The sequence below is a fragment of the Providencia sp. 6390 genome, from assembly GCF_058148425.1.
The window spans coordinates 1-17546 of the sequence record NZ_JBYVYL010000001.1 but is presented as its reverse complement, the minus strand read 5'-3'; the positions used below and the strand labels follow the sequence as shown (position 1 = coordinate 17546).

The 17546-nt window shown below is 39.5% G+C and carries 16 protein-coding genes; 7 read left to right on the top strand and 9 right to left on the bottom strand.

Features of this window, described 5'->3' with window-relative positions; translation table 11 throughout:
- Nucleotides 1–75: 75 nt before the first annotated feature.
- Complete coding sequence (prpR, locus tag AC3Z9T_RS00080; RefSeq protein WP_490124222.1) at nt 76–1668, bottom strand: propionate catabolism operon regulatory protein PrpR; 1593 nt, start codon at nt 1666–1668, stop codon at nt 76–78.
- 260 nt (nt 1669–1928) lie between these two features.
- On the opposite strand from prpR, the gene prpB reads away from it, so the two are divergent.
- From prpB to AC3Z9T_RS00065, 3 genes are read left to right on the top strand one after another with little or no spacing between them, the layout of a single operon-like run.
- Nucleotides 1929–2813, top strand: coding sequence for a methylisocitrate lyase (gene prpB / locus AC3Z9T_RS00075; protein ID WP_490124221.1), 885 nt, complete (start codon nt 1929–1931; stop codon nt 2811–2813).
- A 40-nt stretch (nt 2814–2853) separates the two neighbouring features.
- Nucleotides 2854–4020, top strand: coding sequence for a bifunctional 2-methylcitrate synthase/citrate synthase (prpC, locus tag AC3Z9T_RS00070; RefSeq protein WP_490124220.1), 1167 nt, complete (start codon nt 2854–2856; stop codon nt 4018–4020).
- 11 nt (nt 4021–4031) lie between these two features.
- Entirely contained in the window at nt 4032–5480 is a 1449-nt protein-coding gene (locus AC3Z9T_RS00065) for a bifunctional 2-methylcitrate dehydratase/aconitate hydratase (protein ID WP_490124219.1), read from the top strand.
- A 31-nt stretch (nt 5481–5511) separates the two neighbouring features.
- Here AC3Z9T_RS00065 and AC3Z9T_RS00060 read toward each other — a convergent pair whose 3' ends face one another.
- The 6 genes from AC3Z9T_RS00060 to AC3Z9T_RS00035 form a co-directional block, all read right to left on the bottom strand.
- Nucleotides 5512–6513, bottom strand: coding sequence for a substrate-binding domain-containing protein (locus tag AC3Z9T_RS00060; RefSeq protein ID WP_490124218.1), 1002 nt, complete (start codon nt 6511–6513; stop codon nt 5512–5514).
- A 48-nt stretch (nt 6514–6561) separates the two neighbouring features.
- Complete coding sequence (gene galM, locus AC3Z9T_RS00055; RefSeq protein WP_490124217.1) at nt 6562–7602, bottom strand: galactose-1-epimerase; 1041 nt, start codon at nt 7600–7602, stop codon at nt 6562–6564.
- Nucleotides 7603–7612: 10 nt separating this feature from the next.
- Nucleotides 7613–8788: a galactokinase gene (gene galK, locus AC3Z9T_RS00050; RefSeq protein WP_490124216.1), complete on the bottom strand. Its 1176-nt coding sequence runs from the start codon at nt 8786–8788 to the stop codon at nt 7613–7615.
- A gap of 25 nt (nt 8789–8813) precedes the next feature.
- The gene (locus AC3Z9T_RS00045; protein WP_490124215.1) at nt 8814–9872 is read right to left on the bottom strand and encodes a UDP-glucose--hexose-1-phosphate uridylyltransferase; all 1059 of its coding nucleotides are present in this window, start codon (nt 9870–9872) and stop codon (nt 8814–8816) included.
- 14 nt (nt 9873–9886) lie between these two features.
- Nucleotides 9887–10915, bottom strand: a complete 1029-nt coding sequence (galE, locus tag AC3Z9T_RS00040; RefSeq protein WP_490124214.1) for a UDP-glucose 4-epimerase GalE — start codon at nt 10913–10915, stop codon at nt 9887–9889.
- A gap of 200 nt (nt 10916–11115) precedes the next feature.
- Nucleotides 11116–12045, bottom strand: coding sequence for a cation diffusion facilitator family transporter (locus tag AC3Z9T_RS00035; RefSeq protein WP_490124213.1), 930 nt, complete (start codon nt 12043–12045; stop codon nt 11116–11118).
- A 295-nt stretch (nt 12046–12340) separates the two neighbouring features.
- On the opposite strand from AC3Z9T_RS00035, the gene AC3Z9T_RS00030 reads away from it, so the two are divergent.
- On the top strand, nt 12341–12778 hold the full coding sequence (locus AC3Z9T_RS00030; RefSeq protein ID WP_490124212.1) for a universal stress protein: 438 nt from the start codon (nt 12341–12343) through the stop codon (nt 12776–12778).
- A gap of 44 nt (nt 12779–12822) precedes the next feature.
- Here the strand turns inward: AC3Z9T_RS00030 and eco are convergent, their stop codons facing one another.
- Nucleotides 12823–13299: a serine protease inhibitor ecotin gene (gene eco / locus AC3Z9T_RS00025; RefSeq protein ID WP_490124211.1), complete on the bottom strand. Its 477-nt coding sequence runs from the start codon at nt 13297–13299 to the stop codon at nt 12823–12825.
- Between the two features lie 279 nt (nt 13300–13578).
- Here eco and AC3Z9T_RS00020 point away from each other — a divergent pair, with 279 nt between their 5' ends.
- The 3 genes from AC3Z9T_RS00020 to AC3Z9T_RS00010 all read left to right on the top strand — a co-directional run bounded on the left by AC3Z9T_RS00020 (nt 13579) and on the right by AC3Z9T_RS00010 (nt 16234).
- Entirely contained in the window at nt 13579–13797 is a 219-nt protein-coding gene (locus AC3Z9T_RS00020) for a DUF465 domain-containing protein (protein WP_490124210.1), read from the top strand.
- A gap of 388 nt (nt 13798–14185) precedes the next feature.
- Entirely contained in the window at nt 14186–14542 is a 357-nt protein-coding gene (locus AC3Z9T_RS00015; protein ID WP_490124209.1) for a nitrous oxide-stimulated promoter family protein, read from the top strand.
- An 867-nt stretch (nt 14543–15409) separates the two neighbouring features.
- Complete coding sequence (locus tag AC3Z9T_RS00010) at nt 15410–16234, top strand: helix-turn-helix transcriptional regulator (RefSeq protein WP_490124208.1); 825 nt, start codon at nt 15410–15412, stop codon at nt 16232–16234.
- Between the two features lie 324 nt (nt 16235–16558).
- Here the strand turns inward: AC3Z9T_RS00010 and AC3Z9T_RS00005 are convergent.
- Nucleotides 16559–17546, bottom strand: a 988-nt coding sequence (locus AC3Z9T_RS00005; protein ID WP_490124207.1) for an FKBP-type peptidyl-prolyl cis-trans isomerase, incomplete at its 5' end; no start/stop codon positions are given.

The following is a 17546-nucleotide window of genomic DNA, read 5'->3' as shown; positions in this document are numbered from 1 at the left end:
GTTATTAGGATCAATAATTAATTTTGTTCATTTTTTAAATTGAAGATCTTTTATCTTTAATTAAATACAAAAAAACTAACTTTCATTCTTTTCCTGTTTTAAACGGCGCCATAATGTCGTCCGACTAATTCCTAAATACTGAGCAATCGCTTGCCTATCACCGTTAAAATAATCCATCACCTCTGTTAAAGAAGCACCAATAGGATTAAGTTGTGTCACGTCATCGGTTTCAATTCTGCGTTCAGGTGATAAGCTTTCTAATAATTCTTGAGTAATGGCTTTTTCAGGGTAAGCACTGCAAAACAACGCGACTCGCTCCATCAAGTTACGTAACTCCCTTACATTACCCGGCCATGAATAGTACCTGAAGAATTGATGACAGCTGAATAACTGCTGGACACGAAAAGCAGGTAATGATTGTTGTAGCCCCGCAAAAGCCAGTTTTAGCAGTCTTTCTGCTAACATAAAAATATCTTCACCACGCTGATATAACGAAGGAACTTGCATGCGTAGAACTCCTAGTCGATAAAATAAATCGGCCCGAAAACGCCCTTCTTTAACCCAGTTATCTAAATCACAATGTGTCGCACAGATCACTCGCACATTAACTTGTAATGGGCGGTAGCCCCCAATGCGTACGACGGTCATCTCCTCTAATACTCTTAATAATCGAGTTTGTAATACCAGTGGCATTTCACCTATCTCATCTAAAAATAACGTCCCGCCATTTGCCATTTCAAACAAACCTGCTCGCCCACCACGCCGAGATCCCGTAAAAGCGCCTTCTTCATAACCAAACAGTTCAGCTTCAAGTAAGTTTTCAGGGATCGCACCACAGTTGACGGCAACAAATGGCATCGGAGCTTTGTTTCTTTTATGTTGATTAAATAAGCAGTATTCATGATGTATCGCTTGAGCCACCATTTCCTTACCTGTACCACTTTCGCCTTGGATCAGTACAGTCGCCTCTGAACGTGCATATAGCATGATATATTGGCGAACTGATTCCATCAGTGGTGATGCTCCGATTAAATCATTAATAGTATGGCGAACCTTAGTGCTATTTTCAGGTAAATAGCCGATAGGTGTTGTTTTTTGATCGTAGGAGATACGGCTCAGCTCTATTGCATCATAAAAGGCTTGACGTATTGTTTCAGTTGAATAGATAAAGATCCCCGTCATTGATAGCTCTTGGGCTAAATCCATAATTAACCCAGCGCCTACAACAACCGTGATCCCCATTGCTTTGAGTGATTTTAGCTGTGCCCGCGCGTCTTCAGCAGTAATATAGCTGCGTTGTTCTATACGCAAGCCAAAATTTTTTTGAAATTCATCGAGTGAAGGAATGATTTTCTGATAATTAATAATACCGACTTTGTGGCTAATTTCTCTTGCCTTAGCGAGAGCTTGCATCACATCAAAACCGCTGACCTTCACAATAATCACAGGTACTGAAACATGGCTTTTTAAATAAGCCCCATTCGATCCTGCGCTAATGATCGCATCACAGTGCCCTGTTTTCAGCTTTTCTCGAACTTCCGCGGCGGCTTGCTCAAAACCAATATTCAGCGGTGTAATATCCGCCTGAGCACTAAACTCAGGGCTAATATCGCGAAAAAGAGTAAATAATCGCGATACTGAAACTGTCCAAATGATTGGTTTTTGCATTAAACCATCCTCTTCAGTTCATTTTGTTTCGAATGAAACACACTGAAACACTATCATCATTTCAATGGAACATTCATCCACTTTTGTTAAAAACTCTTTGTTAGGTCACAAAAGCAGACAAGAATATATCACAATGATTTTAAAGGATTTTAATAATTCCCAAGCTATTTTTTATTTATGGCACGATACTTGCTGTAAATAATCTCATTAATTCACGCTACATTTTGCTATCTATTTAATAACAATGGTGAGAGGTTATTATGTCATCTATTTCTGCTGGTCAAGCATTTCGTCAGGCACTGAGTAGTGAAACCCCTTTACAACTAGTCGGTACTATCAATGCTAACCATGCACTGCTTGCACAACGTGCAGGTTATAAAGCCATCTATTTGTCAGGGGGCGGCGTAGCGGCAGGCTCATTAGGCTTGCCTGATCTAGGTATTTCCACACTAGAAGATGTTCTAATTGATATTCGGCGCATTACGGATGTTTGTGAGCTACCCTTAATGGTGGATGCTGATATTGGTTTTGGCCCTTCCGCATTTAATGTGGCACGTACGGTTAAATCTATTGCCAAAGCTGGCGCTGCGGGTTTGCACTTGGAAGATCAGGTTGGCGCTAAACGTTGCGGTCATCGACCCAATAAAGAAATTGTTTCGACTCAAGAGATGGTCGATCGCATAAAGGCTGCGGTTGATGCACGTAATGATGAAAATTTTGTGATTATGGCGCGTACTGATGCTTTAGCCGTTGAGGGTTTAGAAGCCGCACTAGAGAGGGCACATGCCTACATTGAGGCCGGTGCAGACATGCTATTTCCTGAAGCGATCACTCAGTTAAATATGTACCAACAGTTTGTCGATCAAACTAAAGTGCCAGTTCTTGCCAACCTTACTGAGTTTGGTCAAACGCCTCTGTTTACCCTTGATGAATTGCGTAGTGTTGGTATTGCGATTGCTCTTTATCCACTCTCTGCCTTTAGGGCGATGAACAAAGCCGCTGAGCAGGTGTACAGCACTCTGCGCAAAGAAGGTACACAACGAAATGTCGTTCCACTGATGCAAACTCGTGACGAACTCTATCAAAGCATTAATTACTATGATTATGAACAAAAGTTAGACGCGCTATTTTCACAACAAAAATAATACCCATGAAACAAGTTGTCCCCCTACAAAGGATACTCCGATGAATGAACAACTTACGACGACTGGAAACACTCAATTTAAACCTAAAAAATCCGTTGCATTATCAGGTATCACCGCAGGTAATACCGCACTTTGTACTGTTGGTAAAAACGGCAATGACTTGCACTACCGTGGCTATGATATTCACGACTTAGCCACTCAATGTCAGTTTGAAGAAGTCGCCTATCTACTGATCCATGAAAAATTACCAACCAGCTCAGAGCTAACAGCCTATAAAGAAAAGCTAAAAGCGCTTAGAGGTCTGCCTGCCAGTGTTAAACAGACCTTAGAGTCGATTCCTGCCAATGCACACCCGATGGATGTCATGAGAACTGGCGTTTCGGTTATGGGTTGTGTTCTTCCCGAAAAAGAATCTCACACCTTAGCTGGCGCAAAAGAAATTGCAGATAGGTTATTAGCTTCTCTCGGTTCAATGTTGCTGTATTGGTATCACTTTAGCCATCATGGTCGCCGTATTGAAACGGAAACAGATGATGATTCTATTGGTGCACATTTTTTACATTTACTGCATGGCAAAAAACCACCAGCACAGTGGGAACGCTTTATGCATATTGCCTCAATTTTATATGCTGAACATGAATTCAATGCCTCTACTTTTGCCGCTCGCGTGATTGCAGGTACTGGCACTGATTTTTATTCTGCAATCACCGGAGCCATTGCAGCCTTACGAGGTCCTAAACATGGTGGTGCGAATGAAGTTTCGCTGGAAATTCAACAACGCTACACCTCCACTGAAGAAGCCGAACAAGACATTATCCAGCGACTTGGAAAATCAGAAGTGATCATTGGCTTTGGTCACCCCGTGTACACTATTGCTGATCCTCGCCATCCCATTATCAAATCCGTTGCCCTGCAATTATCAGAACAGAGCCTAAATCGCCAGCTGTATGATATCGCCCACCATTTAGAATTGATCATGAAACGCGAAAAAAATATGTTTCCCAATTTAGATTGGTTTTCAGCAGTAACTTACCATTTGATGGGGGTGCCAACCGCCATGTTTACCCCACTGTTTGTTATGGCACGCACTGCGGGCTGGTCTGCCCATATCATTGAACAGCGTCAAGACAATAAAATCATTCGCCCATCCGCCAATTATGTGGGTCCAGAAAATAAACTATTTACCCGCATGGAACAGCGCTCATAAGGATAATATCAATGACCACCATTACCCCTGTACATCAAGAGTTTGATAAAGTTATTAGTGATATCGTTGATTACGTCACTGAGTATCCCATTATTTCTGACTTAGCTTATGAAACTGCCTACTACTGCTTTTTAGATACCCTAGGCTGCGGTATGGAATCACTTGAATACCCTGCGTGTAAAAAGCTGTTAGGACCAATCATCCAAGGAACCGTTGTTCCCAATGGTGCAAAAGTTCCGGGCACTCAATTCCAACTTGATCCCATTCAGGCTGCATTCAATATAGGTGCAATGATCCGATGGCTCGATTTTAATGATACATGGCTCGCCGCTGAATGGGGCCATCCTTCCGATAACTTAGGGGGGATCTTAGCCGTCGCTGATTGGCTATCACGCACAGCCATTGCAAAAGGTAAAACACCGATTACCATAAAACATGTACTCACTGCTATGATCAAAGCACATGAAATTCAAGGCTGCATTGCATTAGAAAATGCTTTCAATAAAGTCGGACTAGACCATGTGATTTTAGTTAAAGTCGCCTCAACCGCCGTTGTCGCACACATGCTAGGGCTTAATCGTGAAGAAATCTTAAATGCAGTATCACTAGCTTGGGTTGATGGGCACAGCTTGCGTACTTATCGGCATGCCCCAAATACAGGCTCTCGTAAGTCGTGGGCTGCTGGCGATGCAACATCAAGAGCAGTACGTTTAGCGCTAATGGCGCAAAAAGGAGAAATGGGTTACCCAACAGCATTGACTGCAAAAACTTGGGGCTTCTACGATACCTTGTTTAACGGTCAAGAATTTCGTTTCCAACGCTCCTATGGCTCTTATGTAATGGAGAATGTGTTATTTAAGATTTCATTCCCTGCCGAATTTCATGCGCAAACAGCGGTTGAGGCCGCGCTACAATTACATGAAAAATTAACATCATTGGGCAAAAGCTCAGAAGATATCGAAAGTGTTTCCATTCGTACTCACGAAGCTTGTGTACGCATTATCGATAAACAAGGACCTCTCAATAACCCAGCTGATCGCGATCACTGCATTCAATACATGGTTGCCGTACCATTAATTTTTGGTCGCTTAACCGCTGCTGATTATGAAGATAGCATTGCTCATGATCCACGTATCGACCTATTACGCGACAAGATTATTTGCCGTGAAGAAACGAGTTTTACGCAGGACTATCACGATCCTGAAAAACGTTCAATTGCTAACGGTGTAACCATTAAATTAAAAGATGGTATGGTGCTAGATGAGGTTCTGATCGAATATCCAGTAGGTCACAAACGTCGCCGCAAAGAAGGTATCCCCCTGTTACTCAAAAAATACCGCACCAACCTTGCTCGGCAGTTTCCGCAAACGCAGCAATTACGTATTCTTTCAGCTTCATTAGATAAGCCACTGCTTGAAGCCATGCCTGTCAGCGAATTTATTGATTTGTGGGTGATTTAATGACTATTGGGGGCCAAATAGCTCCCAATAATTATTTTAATGACCGAACAGAATTGCGTTGCACTAGCGTTGGTGAGTAGACAGAGCCTTTCACCTTAGTCGGCTCTTGGCCAGCGAGAGCTAATGCTAACTCAGTCGCGGTTTCTGCCATCATCTGAATGGGATAGCGAATAGTGGTTAAACGCGGGTGAATATAACGTGCAATTAACCCATCATCAAAACCGATTACAGAAATTTGCTCAGGTGATTGAATATTATTTTCATCAAGAACAGCAATCGCCCCCGCAGCCATAAAATCGTTATAACCAACCACAGCAGTGATCTCTAACGACTTAGTGAGCAAATTAGTCATTGCTTGCTCACCGCCTTCCCCATAAGGCACACCATACTCAACATAACTTTCTGGCAAGGTAATAGCATGCTGTTTCAACGCATCACGATACCCCTGTAATCGCTGTTCGACATCCTCAATATTATGATTTGAGGAAATATAAGCAATTTTGGTATGACCATGACGAATCAAATGCTCAGTAGCAATATAAGCGCCTTTATAGTTATTTAGCGAAATGCAACGGTCAGCAATCGCATCAATATGCCGATTGATAAGCACCATACTGGGGACTTCTTCTGCAAACTCAATTAGCTCTTCATCAGATAACGCTTTGGAGTGGATCACTAACCCATCACAACGATTATTAATCAATAGCTCAATGGATTGACGCTCTTCCTGTGCGGTGTGGTATCCATTACAAATTAAAATATGTTTACCATTTTTATGGGCAACACCATCTACCGCTTTGACCATAGTCCCAAAGAAAGGATCAGAAACGTCATTCACCAATACGCCGATAGTATTACTACTTTGGCTAACCAGCGCTCGCGCTGCAGCATTTGGCCGATAACCGAGTTTATCCATGGCGCTTTTCACTGAGGCAATTGAAGCTTTGCTCGCTTTAGGTGATTGATTAATCACTCGAGAGACTGTCGCCACCGACACACCAGCTTCTTTCGCTACATCTTTAATTGTCGCCATTCGTTCCCTCTATGTGTATCCGCCAAATATATTAACAATAGGTTAAGATCAAAAAATAAATTGATAGCTAGTTAGCTGATAATGGGCTTGATTTGGTTGAGAAATACCACTGTATTGCTCCCCCCATTCAGGGTGGTTGACCGCATCAGGTGGAAACTGAGTTTCAAATGCCACACCAGAGAATGGTGTGTAATAACGCGACTTGCCCGGCACTGAAATCAGATAGTTTCCTGTATAAATCTGCATCGATGGCATGGTTGTCGCAATATCCATTCTGACATCGCCATCGGGTGAAAAGACGGAAGCAACTGTTTTTTCACCATCTGTCAGCTCAGGATCCAATATCATCGCATGATCATAGCCACCAGCCGCTTTTTGATCATCATCCTGTAAAAAATCATATCCAATCCGTTTTTTACAGCGAAAATCAAAAAAAGTGTCACTAACATCGCGCCATTCTCCAGTTGGAATGCCACTTTTGTCAGTCGGTAAATAGTGTGTCGCCGTCAGCTGTAAATCATGCTCTAATGCCGTTTTAGCTGAATCCTCACCAGCTAAATTAAAATAAGCGTGATTAGTTAAATTCACAGGGCACAACTCACTGACTTGGGTACGGTAAGCAATAACCACTTTGTTTTCATCAGTTAGGATATAGCGAACTTCAGCTTGTAATTCACCAGGGAAGCCCTGATCACCCTCCTCTGAAGTTAATGAAAAAATGGCCTCTTGCGGATTCACCTGAGTCACTCGCCAAACACGATAACTAAAGTTATCTTGCCCACCATGCAAACAGTGTTCACCTTGGTTTGCTGTCACTGTATATTGGCGGCCCGCTAAACTAAAACGCCCATTGGCAATACGATTAGCCACTCGTCCAACCGTTGCACCTAAATAAACACCTTGATCCATCTGCGCCGCCATATTTGGCGAACCAAGCAAAACATCACGTTTGCCATTAGGCATAGGCAATATGCAGCTAATCCAGCTAGCCCCCAAGGTAGACAGCAAAATTTTCATCCCGTTGCTGTTGGTGAGCGCGATCACTTTTGAGGCGCGTGCAACATATCCTTGGTCTTTTGATAACTGCATATTAATCTCCCTACTTTGATGCTTTGTTAATCACACCAGCCCCATCACTTGGCTGGCAAACATAAATATCAGCTGTTAAACCTGTTAAAGCTGAATATTGTTGTTCAACGGCTTTCACCACTGATTCAACCAGTTGCTGTTTCATCAGCGCAACAATACAGCCACCAAAACCACCACCAGTCATGCGTACACCGCCTCGCTCACCGAGTACTGATTTTACAATATCAACCAAAGTATCAATCTCTCTGACCGTAATTTCAAAATCATCACGCATAGAAATATGGGATTGTTCCATCAACACACTAAGCTGCGGCAAGTTATTTTCTGTTAACGCTTTTGCTGCTGCAAGTGTTCGATCATTTTCACTGATAACGTGCTTAGCACGCTTCGCCACTAGCGGCGGCAGTTCATGCTGTTTTTGCTCAAACTGCGCCATTGTGACATCACGTAACGCCTTAACACCAAACTGTTGAGCGGCACTTTCACATTGCTGACGGCGAATATTATACTCACTATCCACTAAACCACGCTTTTTGTTTGAATTGATGATCATAACAACAAGATCATCAGGAATGGAAATTGGGGCTAATTCTAGGCTACGGCAATCAATTAATAAGGCGTGTCCTTCATCACCACAAGCTGAAATGAGTTGATCCATAATGCCGCAATTACAACCAACAAATTGGTTTTCTGCTTGCTGCCCATTCAAGGCAATTTCTTGCTGACTAATATCTAATTGATATAGCGCCTTGATCGTTTGACCAATCACAACTTCTAATGATGCGGAAGAGCTCAGACCTGCCCCTTGAGGAACATTACCGCTAACAGCAATATCACATCCAGAAAATTGATAGCCTCTTGCCAGTAAAAATTTCACCACACCGCGAACATAATTTGCCCACATTTTTTCTGGCAAGAATTGAATTTCACTGTTGAGGCTAAATTCATCGACATCATTATCATAATCAGCAGCAACAATACGAACTAGCTGGTCATGTCTTTTTTTTGCTGCCGTTATTGTTTGGTAATCAATTGCACAAGGTAAAACAAAGCCATCGTTATAATCAGTATGTTCACCAATAATATTGACGCGCCCTGGTGCTTGAACATAGATCTCAGGTTGATCACCAAAGCTTTGAATAAAGGCGTCAGTGACTTTTTGTTGAAGAATTTCATTATTGTTCATAAAACAATCTCTCGATAAAATGAATTTATTCGCCCGTGTGCTTGTAGTGAATATCACTCACTGCACGTAACTTTTCTGCGGCTTGTTCAGGTGTTAGGTCACGTTGAGTTTCTGCTAGCATTTCATAGCCAACCATAAACTTTTTAACCGTTGCAGAGCGTAGTAGAGGTGGATAAAACAATGCGTGAAGCTGCCAATGATCTACATTTTGTTCATCAGCAAAAAATGGCGCAAAGTGCCAACCCATTGAATAAGGAAATGCACAGTTAAATAAATTATCGTAACGACAAGTTAACTTTTTCAACGCAATACTGAGGTCGGCGCGAATAGCTGCATTCATCTCCCCCATACGCCTGATATGCGCTTTTGGCATCAGCATGGTTTCAAATGGCCAAGCAGCCCAATAAGGCACAACCGCAAGCCAATGTTCTGTTTCAACGACTGTTCTTGAGCCATCATTTAATTCAGCTTGTGCATAATCCAACAGTAGATTACTGCCATATTGCTGATAATATTGACGTAAATGTTGATCTTTGCGGGCAATTTCATTTGGTAAAAAATCACTAGCCCAAATCTGCCCATGTGGATGTGGCTGTGAACAGCCCATCACTTCACCTTTGTTCTCAAAAATTTGTACCCAAAGAAAATCCTGGCTAAGCTCATCAATCTGTTGCTGCCAAGTATCGATAACTAACCCAATTTGTTGTGTCGATAATTCAGGCAATGTTTTGCTGTGATCAGGCGAAAAACAGATCACACGGCTTAGCCCACTGACCGCTTGTGTCTGAAATAATGCAGACTGTTTTTCAGGCTGCTCACATACGTCAGGCAATAGTGCAGAATAATCATTTTGGAAAACATATGTTCCCTGATAATCAGGGTTAATATCGCCTGATACACGATGGTTAGTAGGACAAAGAAAACAGTGTTCGTCATAGCTAGGTAGCTGTTTGATTTCTGGCTTTTCATCTTGCCCACTCCAAGGGCGTTTAGCACGATGCGGCGATACTAACACCCATTGCCCCGTCAACGGGTTATAGCGACGATGAGGGCAATCTGAAGGGTTAAATTGAATTTTATTCATAGCATTATCTCCGATCATCGTGTTTCATAACCGTTCGGGTTATTTGATTGCCAACGCCATGAATCAATCGCCATATCATCAATCGAGCGTATCGCTTGCCAACCTAACTCACGTTGTGCTTTCTCTGAAGTTGACCAATACTCAGCAATATCACCTGACCGGCGAGGCATCATTTCATACGGGATCGCTCTTCCAACCGCCTGTTCGAATGCATGTAAAACCTCAAGCACACTGCTTCCTTTACCTGTGCCAAGGTTATAGATGTGCAGCCCAGTTTTTGGACTAACAGATTTAAGCGCTGCAACATGTCCATCCGCTAAATCCATCACATGAATATAATCACGTACACCCGTACCATCCACAGTAGGGTAATCGTTTCCATAAATAGACAGTTTTTCACGACGGCCAACAGCAACTTGTGCAATATAAGGAGTCAAATTGTTCGGTATTCCTTGAGGATCTTCCCCCATAGCACCTGATGGGTGAGCACCTACAGGGTTGAAATAACGCAACAATGTCACAGACCAATTAGGTTGCGAGATAAATAAGTCAGATAAGCAACGCTCTACCATGTATTTACTCGTACCATAGGGGCTTTGCGTATTGCCAGTAGGGAAAGTTTCAGTGATAGGTACAGCGCTAGGTTCACCATAAACAGTCGCAGAAGAGCTAAAAATAATGCGCGAAACGTCAGCCCGCTGCATGCATCTGATTAGAACTAATGTGCCGTTCACGTTCACATCATAATATTCAATCGGTTTTTCTACTGATTCCCCCACCGCTTTTAAGCCTGCGAAATGGATTACTGCATTAATTTTATGTTCAACAAAAATACTATCGAGTAATGCTTCATCACGCACATCACCTTGATAAAAAACAGGTCGATGGCCTGTTAGCTTCTCAATACGGTTAAGTACTTCTGTTTTGGCGTTACAGAGATTATCAATGATGATTGGGGTAAACCCTGCATGGATCATTTGCACACAGGTGTGGCTACCAATGTACCCCATCCCGCCTGTTACCAGCACTTTTGTTTGTTGCATTATTTACCCCTTAGTAAATTTGAATGGCAAAATCGACTTTGAGGAGTATAGCAACGAGACAACATAACAATCTGTGATCGGCTTCGCGTTAGTGTAAACGTTTACACAAATACCCAATCAGCTTGTCTGAGTTAGAAGATAAAAATAAAACGACCAGAAATCCGTAAACTTCTGGCCGTCATTATGGAAAGGTAACTATTTTAGTGAAGGCATTCTTCATCGTATGGATCTAAATGCGTCATCACATCGAGGATTTGTGGATTTTCCATCAATTTATCTCGAACATTCACTGCAATATCATGCCCCTTCATAATCGACATATCACCGTCAACTTCGAGGTGTACATCAACTAAATAAAAATCGCCTGATTTACGAGTTTTCAAATCATGGAAACCTTTTATACCTTCAATATTCTCCAGCACATTACGAATTTCTTGTAGTGTTTCTTCATCAGCCCCTTTATCCATGAGGTCTTGCATTGACTGATGAGTAAATTTATACCCCATACGGAACACAAATGTTCCTACAATTAACGCAGCAATAGGGTCAAATATCTTAAATCCACATAAACTACCAATAATACCGATCGCAACCACTAACGAAGAAGCAGCATCAGAACGTGCATGCCATGCATTAGCCACCAGCATGCTTGAATTGACCCTATTTGCCACCCGTAGCATATAACGGAATAATCCTTCTTTTGCTACTAGTGCAATCAGTGCTGCCACTAATGCAATAAAATGAACTTCCTGAATGAGTTCAGGATTGAGCATTTTTTGGATTGCGGACCACACCATGCCAACGCCAACAATTAATAAAATAATCCCTAAAATTAAGGATGCACCATTTTCATAACGAAAATGTCCATAAGGGTGATCTTCATCTGGCTTCTTATGGCTTTTTTTGTTGGCAATTAAAACTACAAAATCAGCAATAAGATCAGACAGTGTATGAATACCATCGGCAATTAAGCCCTGAGAATGTGAGATAACCCCAATAATAATCTGCCATATCGAAAGAGCTAAATTAACAATCACACTAATTAAAGTGCTTTTTTTGGCAGCATGGAACTTTTCTTCTTGCAGGCTAAGCTCATTACTTGTTGTATTTGATAGGTTATTTTTATCCATAGTATATATTCTTAATGAAAAGCAAAACAATTATCATTTAAATAAACTTTAAAAATCAATAAATTACAAAAACAAAATGAATGATGTCACAATATAAAAGAAAAGTCTTGTTATTTAATTGTAGATTATTATGTTAACTGATAATGATTATTTTTTATAATTTGATATTGATTAGAATAACAGAAAAAGATTAATTCTTATTTTGATTAGATACGTTTTCAAAATAGTAAACCCCTATGATAAATTTGCTTATTGCTGATATACTGATTCAAATTCACATATTAATGAGGTGGTTATGCATAATAAAATTTTAGTCCCTATTGACCTATTAGAAGACACTCTTAATCCACAAATCATCAAACATGTTGAAGAACTCGCAAAATTAGGCTCCCCTGAAATTCATTTTCTATCAGTCATTCCAAGTGCGGAGCTGTTTTTTGGAATTGAAGTCACTATCCTACCTGAAAGCCATAAAAACTCAGCAGAGCGTTCAGCTTTGGCTCTAAGGGCTTTAGAAGATGTCATCAAGGATATTCAGGTTCCAGACGATAAGATTATCTGCAAAGTAGGGATTGGTTCGGCAAAAGATGAAATTCTCAGCTATGCTGATGACATTAATGCAAGTTTAATCGTGATTGGCTCACATCGCCCAAGCACATCAACTTATTTATTAGGCTCAACAGCCTCAACGATTGTGCGCCATGCTAAAACATCTGTATTGGTGATCAGATAATTAGCTATTCATAACCACCCGCATAGCGGGTGGTTATAATCTTATTACTTTGTTACAGAATTCTGTAGTTGATCGTCAGTTGACCAAATACGATATTTTACATCCATATCTTTTGGTGCATAAACGACGATTGGTAATTTGCTGTTATAGCGGACAAATGCTTCATCCCCCAAGTGAGTGGTCACAAAGCGATCTTTTGCGGGTTCTGAACACCCCATCATCGTTGATGCAGGCCCTTTAACATCTTCCAGCTTATAATAGTTGTAGCCCCATCCTTCTAGCGTTTTCTCTTCGAGTTCCCCCATAAACCACTGACGGTTACAATCTGCTTTAATTGTTTTACCAATCACCAGCTCAACTTGGAAATTTTCTTCATTCGGCTTTTGAGTCAATTGGATTACATGACGAGTCATACCTTTATCAGCTTTAGGATAAGGTGCGATCTTTTCCAATTCTCCAGTTGCCATTGCGCAAGAAGAAACCAATGCTACAGCCATAACAGACAAAATCGCTCTTTTCATTATAAAATCCTATTAAGTGCAATAAAGTTAATCAAAAAAAGAAATAAGTTGCTATAGAATAAGTTAAAAACACTGCCTTTTACATCATGGATAATTCTTAATTTCAAAATTAAGTAAAAACACTCAATATAACTCTTTAAAGTTAAGTCATTATGACTAATTTTAGTACAGTGATCATAAATCAGATAAAAAATATGTAAATTCTATTTCGTTCTAATGCACAAATTATAAGCAAGACTTATACTGATATTGAGGCTTAATACATTCTGAGGAGGTAGTATGTTATCTACAGATCAAGATTTAGTTTCAAAGTTAGTGTCCACACACCCCCGTTTTCAAAACCTTTATGAAAAACACCATCAGCTCGATAAAGAAATCAGTAAGCTAGAAGGCCCATCAGGCGCTGGCTATAATGAGCAAGTCGTTAAGCTGAAAAAAGAAAAATTACATATAAAAGATGAAATGCAAAAAATAATGCAGTCAGTGAGTAAAGGTTAACAATAAACTTACTAGGTAACCGCCTGTTTACATAATTCTCTTGTTGTATTACTGATTCATTAGAAAAATACATCGCATCATATACTCTAAATAATTCGAGGTGCAGCTAGGCGACAAGTGAATGAGTTGCTAGGAACATAGAAAACGATGTGACTGGTGCGAATGAGCGTAGTCACCATACCTCAACGTAAAGCGCTGTAACTTGAAGTATGACGAGTATATATCAGGGGTTTATCTAGGCTAATAACACTTTCGTTATCATGGCATAAGTTTCTACTTATGCCATTTTACATTTGACGAATATAGTCACCTAAATCAGTACTTCCTATCCTTGGCAATAAGTTATATATTAAATACATCTTATATGTTTTTTTATTGAGACAGCAAAATGGCAGGGAAACGAATTCAGAGAGAAATTAAAACTATAGAAAAGATGATACTAATCTATGAGAAATCGCACCCTGCAACCACAGATTTCCCTGACCAATACCAACAATTGTATAAATACGCAATTAACCGACTTGAAAAATGTCGGTATGGGGAAAACAAGCCTGCCTGCAAGCAATGCCCTGTACACTGTTATCAGCCTAAAATGCGTGAGCAAATGAAAATTGTTATGCGCTGGTCCGGCCCTAAAATGTTGTTTCGCCATCCTATATTAGCAATACGCCATTTATTGGATGACAGAAAGCCACTACCTGAGCTTCCTCAAAGACAACGTAGAATACGACCAAAAGATGAATAGATTCGCACAATAATCACTTTGCCTAATGGCTAACCATTAAGCAACATTTAAAATATTCATTCACTATATTGTTGAGGCTGTATTAATTTTTACTCATTCATTTATTGGTTTTAGTCAATATCAGATTGTTAGTTTATCTAGTATGTGTAATGAAATGTCTTATTGCGAGTACAGTTGCCATACAGCCCCAATGATAGAACGACGTATTTCTAAAAATTAGTACCCCATTATAACTAATAATTAAAATCTATGTTTATTTATCCATGAGAAATGATAATTAAGGTAAATGCGCACAATAAATAAGATGTATGTCTCATAATTTGCAATTTATAGCCACCTTAATACATACAATAAATCATTACGATAAATACTTTTAATTAATAACATAGCTAACAATTTAAAACATTAATATTTTTAATAAATGGTATTTTTTCCGATATTAACCACAACAAAAGCCATACCTAAATTTTTCACTAATATACTGAAAATGATTAGTTTCCGCGTCTAGATCAAAAAACACTCCAATAGCGTAATTATATTCAAACCTATTTTATACCACAAAAGTATAACCCCCGAGATTTACACCCCATAAACCCCAAAAAAATAGAAAATCATAAAATAAAAGCAATAAAATTGATTAATAAAAATACAAATTAAAGTCATTAATGCTGTTTCATTCAATTTGGAAACATTTATTAATATTTAGAATTAAATTGTGACACAAAAAAAGCTGCTTTATATAATTTTAATAAATCAAATAAAGATGAATTTATATTTCTTATATTTATACCTTAAAAGCATTTAATAGTAACTTTTGATGAAAACATTCAACATTTAAGTGATGAAAATTAACATTTGGAACACATTATGCAAAATGATTACAATGTAACTAATCGACGTATAAAAAGGATGGTTATTAATAAAGGGAACCCGCATTCTATTATTGAGCAGCCGACTAAAGGGTTGATCATTATTAAACGTGGCACACTCATATGGGAAAGCCCTACTGCAATAGAAGCATTACATGCAGGCGATATTCTTTATCATAAACAAGGTTCTTACGCATTGCAGATCCCCAATAATGAATCCGAATGTGAATTTCTGTGGGTTTCATTAGAAGATGATTTCTTACGTGAATTTATTAACCTGTATGGTAGCCACCTCAGTGAAATTGAACGGACTGATAATAGTAGTCATGATGTTATTCGGTTTACTACTTCAGCAATTATTGATGAACTAAAAAATAGCTTTAAAGCCATCGTCAATGAGCAGTACCCTCGTCTAATGGTGACATTACGCATTTCAGAATTCTTGTTATTGCTCTCTTATAGTGACCAAGGTTCCCAGCTATTGTCCAGTTTAAGACAGCTCAGTAATCGCCAAGCGGAACGTTTGCAAAACTTTATGGAGAATAATTTCCTAAAAGAATGGAAGCTTACTGAGTTTGCAAAAACATTTGGGATGGGACTAACGACTTTTAAAGAATTATTTAACAACGTTTATTCAACGTCACCTCGTTCATGGATCAGCGAAAAAAGAATTATGTATGCACATCAATTATTGGTGAATACACAGATGAGTATTGTCGAAATTTCAATGGAAGCAGGTTTTTCTAGCCAATCCTATTTTACACAAAGCTATCGTAAGCGTTTTGGTTACACGCCGAGTAAATCTCGAGCGCCATCTCACTAATGAGATAGTCTTAAATTAGCTAAAGCGACACATGCCCTGTCAGTTATAATCTCTATATACTGGCAGAAAGGCAACTCCCTCCACGATAGCTCTACTAACCGACCATTCTCTTCACTGACAAAATCCCCTTTTGAACAACCTCAAGCGAGTTCTAAAAACAATAATCCATAATCATATAAATAGGCGACAAGCAAGCAGCTCACTAGAAGTGATTAAACATAGTCCCTATACCTCAATGTAAACAGCTACAATTTAAAGTGGACTAATATAAAAGAAAAAGGCTGCTTACTTAATTTAGTAAACAGCCTTTTCTGATATCGCTAATTATTTTGCACTGATAATTTTCAGATCAATAATTGACATTGAGTTAGGTGGGATTTGTCCTGGTATGCCTTTTACGCCATAACCACCTTCAGGCTTAATATAAACTTTAACCATTCCACCTTCACCTGCTTTCTCAATAAATGAGTTAAGTGGTACAGGTAACTCGCTATAAGGCAATGTAACAGGGTTTTTATCGGTATACATTACGGTCACCGTTCCATCTGTTAGCTGTTCTCTCATGATAAATGTGATGTTTTTATTTTTCACATTCGCAATCGGTTTACCTTTTTGCAATATTTTATAGTAAGTAAAGCTATCTAACTTACTGTATTTTTGCTGAGTGATTTCAGCAATTATCTTCTGATTACGTTTATCATTCTCTTGAGCTATCACATTCAGTTCTTTTTCTGTCGGCTGTTTTACCGATGGTTTGACTGAAATTGGCCCACTTGAAGATACCGCTGGCTTCGCTTTTAACTTGTCATTCTCTTCTTGCAGTTGCATGATCTTTTTATTGAGATCCATAATCTGCGATTTCAATGCTTCATCAGGCATTACTGATTTTTGTTTTTCTAGCTCAGTTTGGAGTTTTTTCAACTGTTCTTTTGCAAGCGTTAGCTCTTGCTGTAACTTAGTATTATCCGCTAATTGCTTCTTCAACTGCTCTAGCTCAGCACTTTGTGCTTTATATTGCGCATTTACTGAAGTTAATTTGTCTGCGTCAAGTTTCAATGCGCTGATTAGCTTATTCGCTTCAACTAACTGCTTGTCTGATTCAGCAGTTTGCTTCGCTTTACTGTCAACATCACTTTCAAGACGTTTAACTTGCTGCTCACGTTCTTTATTTTGCTTTTCAAGTTCAGATTTTTGAACTTGTAATTGCTGCTGTACCGCTTTCAACTCAGACTCTAATGTCTTCTTCTGTTCAACTTGCGCCGTTTGCGCAGTTAATGAGGCTTGGAGCTTAATCGCTTGTAGCTCATTATTC